The 6,276-nt window shown below is 42.9% G+C and carries 4 protein-coding genes; all 4 read right to left on the bottom strand.

Annotated features, from left to right (window positions below):
- Positions 1-751, bottom strand: a 751-nt coding sequence (locus AB4653_RS20670; protein ID WP_372105202.1) for an alpha/beta fold hydrolase, incomplete at its 3' end; no start/stop codon positions are given.
- A gap of 282 nt (positions 752-1,033) precedes the next feature.
- On the bottom strand, positions 1,034-2,488 hold the full coding sequence (glgA, locus tag AB4653_RS20665; protein WP_009846348.1) for a glycogen synthase GlgA: 1,455 nt from the start codon (positions 2,486-2,488) through the stop codon (positions 1,034-1,036).
- Positions 2,478-3,707 (bottom strand): glucose-1-phosphate adenylyltransferase, encoded by a 1,230-nt coding sequence (glgC, locus tag AB4653_RS20660; protein ID WP_080518005.1) that lies wholly within the window; start codon positions 3,705-3,707, stop codon positions 2,478-2,480. Before glgC ends, glgA begins: the two co-directional genes overlap by 11 nt.
- A gap of 554 nt (positions 3,708-4,261) precedes the next feature.
- On the bottom strand, positions 4,262-6,276 hold a 2,015-nt coding region (gene topA / locus AB4653_RS20655; RefSeq protein WP_372105200.1), incomplete at its 5' end, for a type I DNA topoisomerase.

The raw sequence follows: 6,276 nt of genomic DNA, 5'->3' as shown, positions 1-6,276 counted from the left end.
CTTCAGGATTTTCTACATTACATACATGCCCACAGTTGGCAATTTCTACCAACTCGCTCGACTCGTGCGCTTCGACCATTTCTTTAACGGGTTTGATGAACATGTAATCGCGCTCGCCCATCAAATACAAAGTCGGAATCGGCAACTCCCTGTCTTTAAAGTATTTCATCAATGGGTTCACATCAGCCGTGAGGATAAACCAGCGCTTGAACTCTTTTTGGCACAGCTTTTTCGCTTCGCGGATAAACAGGTGACGTGATTCTTTCTGACTTTTTTGCGGCATCACAACATAAGCAAAAAGGCTGTATAGCCACATATAAGGAATGATGTGCTTACTCAGGTTTCCTAATTTGATTAAGACTTGAGATCGAGTGTTGAGTTTAGTGACAGCACCACCAAGCACCATCGAACGTACTCTGCTTGCCGCCAGTTCGGCCACGTTACGAACGATAATTGTACCCAAAGACATACCCACAAAGTGTGCGGATCGGATTTTTAGATGATCTAACACTTTAAGAATATCGAGCGTTACTGATTTGAACGTATAACGGTTCGAAATCAGATCTTTAAGTATGTTGTCTGATTTACCGTGCCCTCTCAAGTCAATGAGAAGCAAGTTGAAATGCTGCTTATACGCTTTGATCTGCTTAAACCAAATGGAGGAACTGCCCCCTGCGCCATGCACAAACACAACCCACTCATCACTCGTAGGGTGAGTAAATGTTTTATGAAATAATAAACTCTCAGACATACCTATCGCTTAATTTATTTATGGAGCTAAGCCTCATCACAAGGCGATGACTAAGGATATCACGCAATTAAGAATTTTAAGTGATAATAGTGTCAAACCCAACACTAGTCATGTGAATACCTGACCACCTTTTCTACCTGACTAAAATGAGTTTGCAAGCTTTGTCTTTGGAAACGTGATGTGATCTGACCAGAAAAAAAAAGGCACTCTATCAGCAGAGCGCCTTCTTTTATTATGAACAGTTGTTATTCAACAACTGTATTTTAAAGCTAAGTCAACAAGTTAAAATGCAGAATGGTACATCGCAAGATATTCTTCTGCCGCATCTTCCCAACTAAAATCTTGTTGCATCGCGTAAAGTTGAACGCGCTTAATTTCAGATGGATTTTGAGCATAAAGTAGTAATGAGCGATGTAATACCGCTAGTAATGCTTGCGGTGTTGGTTCTTCAAAAGCAAAGCCTGTTGCTATCTCGGGATCCTGATCGTAATCATTCACACTGTCCTTTAAACCACCAACAGAGCGCACAATAGGCAAAGTGCCGTAAGCCATGCTGTAGATTTGGTTCAAGCCACAAGGCTCAAATTCAGAAGGCATCAAGAAAAAATCAGAGCCCGCTTCAACCAAATGCGCTAGTTCATTATTGTAGGCTTCTACGAATGAGAACTTGTCTGAATGAAGTGCTGATAACTCTTTCAATTGACTCGCCAAAACCGGGTCACCAGTACCGACAATCACGATCTGCAATTCGTTTTTCAAGAACTGCTCGATGATAGGCAGTAAGTAATGAACGCCTTTTTGGTTGGTCAGACGACAAACCATGCCATAAACCGCACAATCGGTAACGGGTAAACCAACATCTTGTTGCAGTTTTTGCTTACAAGCAGATTTTCCACGAGTCATGCTGTGTTTCGTTGCTTTGAATTTACGAGGAAGGAAAGCGTCTGTTTCCGGGTTCCAAGCTCCATAATCACAACCGTTGAGAATACCAAATAAGTCGGCCGAACGATGTTGGAACTCTGCTGCCATGCCATGGCTACCTAACTCCGTTTTCAGCTCTTCTGCATACGTTGGGCTTACTGCATTGACCTTATCGGCACACATCACCCCTGCTTTTAGCATGGTGACATGCGTGTCACTTACAGATGCTTCAGGCACATTGTAACTGTGCATCTCTGGCAGACATTGCAGTTCATCGTATGCGAACACCCCTTTGAAAACTGCATTGTGAATCGAGATAACACTGCGCGTATTTTCAAAGAATTCGTGTTGTTGATAACGTGATTTAAGCAAGAAAGGCACAAAGCCTGTGTGCCAGTCATTTGCATGAATGATATCAGGTTGGAACGCGAGCTTAGGAAGCATATCCAAACAAGCCGTACTGAAGAACGAAAAGCGCTCTCCGTTATCAGCATACGCTTGATTGTTCTCTGCGTACATTTCAGGACGGTCAAAATACTTGTCACATTCAATAGCGAAGATTTGAACACCTTCGACACTCAACTTTTTGACTTGATAAGCAGTATGAGGCCAATGATCGAGCTCGGTCGACAAAATCACTTCAGCTGAATCAATGTTTGGAATGTTTCTATAAGCAGGGATGGTCACTCGAACATCTTGTTCGAGTGTTTGTAACGCTTTTGGCAGTGCCTTGGCTACATCAGCCAAGCCACCACTTTTAATCAAGCCTTCAACTTCAGACGCTACAAAAAGTACCGAGAGAGTCTTAGTAACCAACTCGAGCTCCTTTGGAAATAACTACTACACCATCGTCAGAGACATGGTAATGCTTTTTATCTTCTTTCAGATTTACGCCAATCTGTGTTCCAGGTGCGATATCTGCATCTTTATCGACGATGACACGACGAAGTACGCAACCTTCACCCACTTTCACATCACCGAGTAAGATACTCTCACTAATATCACACGCTGATGCGATATTACTGCGGAAACCCAATACACACTTCTCAATGCGAGAGCCACGTACATAGCTGCCGTTACACACTAAGCTATCGATGATCTGAACACGGCCGTTTGCCGAATCAGTAAACGTAGCCGGCGGTAGTGGCGGATAGTATGTATGTAGTGGCCACTTGCGGTTGTATAGCGAGAATGGCGCATCTTTCTCAAGAAGATCCATATGAGCTTGCCAGTACGCGTCAATCGTACCTACATCGCGCCAATAAACTTCTTCTTTCTCACCAGTAATACGGTTAGTACTGAAGTCATAAACAAACACATCACCACGCGGAACCATGTTTGGAATGATGTCTTTTCCGAAATCATGTGTCGAGTCTTCTTTATCTGCATCTTCAACAAGTTCTGCGAACAACTCGTTAGCTTCAAATACGTAGTTACCCATAGACACAAGCGCAGACTCCGGGTCACCTGGAATTGGTTTCGGGTTAGCCGGTTTCTCTTCAAAACCAATCATACGTCCTTCAGCATCCACTTCGATAACGCCGAATTCAGATGCTTCAGCAAGCGGCATACGCAATGCAGAAACGGTTAAAGCCGCTTTCTTCTCTTTATGGAAATCAAGCATCTGCTTAATGTCCATTTTGTAAATATGATCTGATCCAAAAATACAAACTTGATCAGGTTCTTCCAACTGCATGAAGCGAAGGTTTTGATAAATAGCATCTGCAGTACCTTCATACCAACGCTTACCTGTACGCATTTGCGCAGGGATTGGGTCGATAAAACGGTCGGTTATACCACTGATATTCCAACCTTTTTTCATGTGATGGAACAGTGATTGTGACTTAAACTGTGTTAATACGTAGATCTTCATTAGATCAGCATTAACGAAGTTATTCAGAGCAAAATCAATTAAGCGGTAACTACCACCGAAAGGAACCGAGGGTTTGCTGCGAGATTCAGTTAAAGGTCTTAAGCGAGAGCCTTCACCACCAGCAAGAATCATTCCTAATACACCAGCCATTTTATTCTCCATATATTTATAGCTTGTCGATGTTAGTGCTCTAAGAGGTATCTTCCTCTGGGGGATGAGCACCAACACTTATTTCGGTACTTAACGAATATCCATCCACATGTAGTGAAAATATCCTAAGCCAAACGTTGTTAAGTGTGCACTATTGTTTGCACTTGGTTTTATATACGTTATCGACTTTCCGGTCGATTTCAATTTTTAATACGCCATTCTGTGTTATGTAAGCCGATTGCTTTCCTAAGACTTAAAGCAGCTCACATTACACTGTTTTTATGAAACATTAAGTTAACACTCGGAATACATCAGGTATACAACTAAAACCTGATCTGTGACTTACAATATTTTAATTAAGTTACAATCACGTTAAGGTTGCATAATTAAAGATTATTATCCATTTCATTTATTTCATGACCTGAATTTAACAAATAGACACAGGTAAGGCCGACGATCGAGAGACAGCATAATTAGTCATATTCAGATCAAAAAAAAAGCAGCCTAATGGCTGCTTTTTTCATCAATAAAATGTCAACCCATATCAGATCGGGTCACACATTCAGTTACTTCTCTTTAGGCTTTTTACGTTTATCCGTAACTTCCCACTTACCGTCGATGTACAAAGCGGTCCAACCTGAAGGTTTACCGTCCACTTCGGTACGAACGTAGTTTTCTTTTGTCTTACGACTAAAACGAACTACTGTCGGCTTGCCATCAGGATCAGCAACCGGTGCTGATGCCAGATACTGGAATTTAGGTGAGATACGGTCTTTAAAACGAACCAGCTCTTCCACTAATGGTGCACGTGTTTCACGTGATTTAGGGAAATTACTCGCGGCCATAAACAAACCAGAAGCCCCATCACGAAGTACGAAGTATGCATCTGAATTTTCACATGGGAGTTCAGGGAAATGCACTGGGTCTTCTTTAGGTGGCGCTACTTCGCCATTCTTCAGAATCTTACGAGTGTTCTTACAATCTTCACTCGTACAGTCCATGTATTTACCGAAACGACCATTCTTCAAAACCATGTCAGAACTACATTTGTCACACTCAACAAGCGGACCATCATAGCCTTTCACTTTGAATTCGCCGTGTTCAACCACATAACCTTCACAGTTAGGGTTGTTACCACACACATGCATCTTACGCTTATCATCGATCAGATAAGCATCCATTGCCGTTTCACAAATCGGACAACGCTTTTTTGCTCGAAGTGCTGCGGTTTCAACGTCTTCTTCAAGAACGTTGATAATACCGTCTTCATCACCAAGGTTAATGGTTGTCTTACAGCGCTCTTTTGGTGGAAGTGCATAACCAGAACAACCTAGGAATACGCCAGTCGAAGCTGTACGAATACCCATTTTACGGCTACAAGTTGGACACTCAATATCGGTTTCAACGATATGATTTGGCTTCATGCCACCAGCGTCTTCATCTAAATCGGCTTTTTCCAAATCGCCTGTAAAGTCTTCGAAGAAGTTATCTAGCACGCCTTTCCAGCTTGCTTCGCCTTCTGCAATTTGGTCTAACTTCTGCTCCATACGAGCCGTAAAGTCATAGTTCATTAGGTCATTGAAACTGCCATCTAGACGGTCAGTAACAATTTCACCCATCTTCTCAGCATAGAAACGACGCTGTTCAACTTTTACATAACCACGGTCTTGAATCGTAGAGATGATTGATGCGTACGTTGAAGGACGACCAATACCACGCTTCTCAAGCTCTTTAACTAGCGCCGCTTCAGTAAAACGGGCTGGCGGCTTAGTGAAATGCTGTTTAGGGTCTAATGCGATTAGGTCTAGCTTTTCACCAACCTGTACAGCAGGAAGAATCGTATCTTCATTTTTACCCATTGGACGTTGAACGCGAGTCCAACCATCAAACTTAAGAATACGGCCTTTCGCTTTTAACGTGTACTCATCAGCTTTAACGCTTACCGTCGTTGAATCGTATTGCGCAGGTGTCATTTGACATGCAACAAATTGATTCCAAATCAGCGAGTAAAGCTTGTGTGCGTCCGCGTCTACGCCGTTTAGGTCTTCAGACTTAACATCGACACTCGAAGGACGAATCGCTTCGTGAGCCTCTTGTGCGCCCTCTTTGCTGCCGTATACAAGCGCTTTCGGTGGAAGATATTGTGCACCAAACTCAGAACCAATGTATTCACGTGCGGCTTCTACAGCTTCTGAACTCAAGTTGGTCGAGTCAGTACGCATATAAGTGATGTAACCCGCTTCATACAAACGTTGAGCCAACATCATGGTTTTCTTTACGCCGTAACCAAGACGTGTGCTCGCCGCTTGTTGCAGAGTCGACGTGATGTAAGGTGCAGACGGCTTACTCTTAGTTGGGCGGTCTTCACGTTTACATACTTCGTATTGCGCTTTTTCTAAAACGCTTACTGCAGCTTGTGTTTGCGCTTCATTATCAGGTTTAAACGCAACACCGTCTTTTTGAGCGACTTGCAGTCTGAAATCTGTTTTCTCTGCCGTTTTGGTATCAGCATGCACATCCCAGAACTCTTCAGGGATAAAAGCGTTGATCTCGCGCTCACGTTCAACCAGTAGTTTTACAG

Origin of the sequence: Vibrio sp. 10N.222.48.A3, assembly GCF_041475345.1 — a bacterium.
Lineage (GTDB): Bacteria > Pseudomonadota > Gammaproteobacteria > Enterobacterales > Vibrionaceae > Vibrio > Vibrio tasmaniensis_A.
The sequence above is the reverse complement of the archived record's forward strand: the minus strand, read 5'-3'. Positions and strand labels throughout refer to the sequence as shown.

What these genes read in the sequence shown, in the direction of transcription:
- glgC (WP_080518005.1), bottom strand. Translation starts at nt 3,707, where the DNA reads ATGGAGAATAAAATGGCTGGTGTATTAGGAATGATTCTTGCTGGTGGT.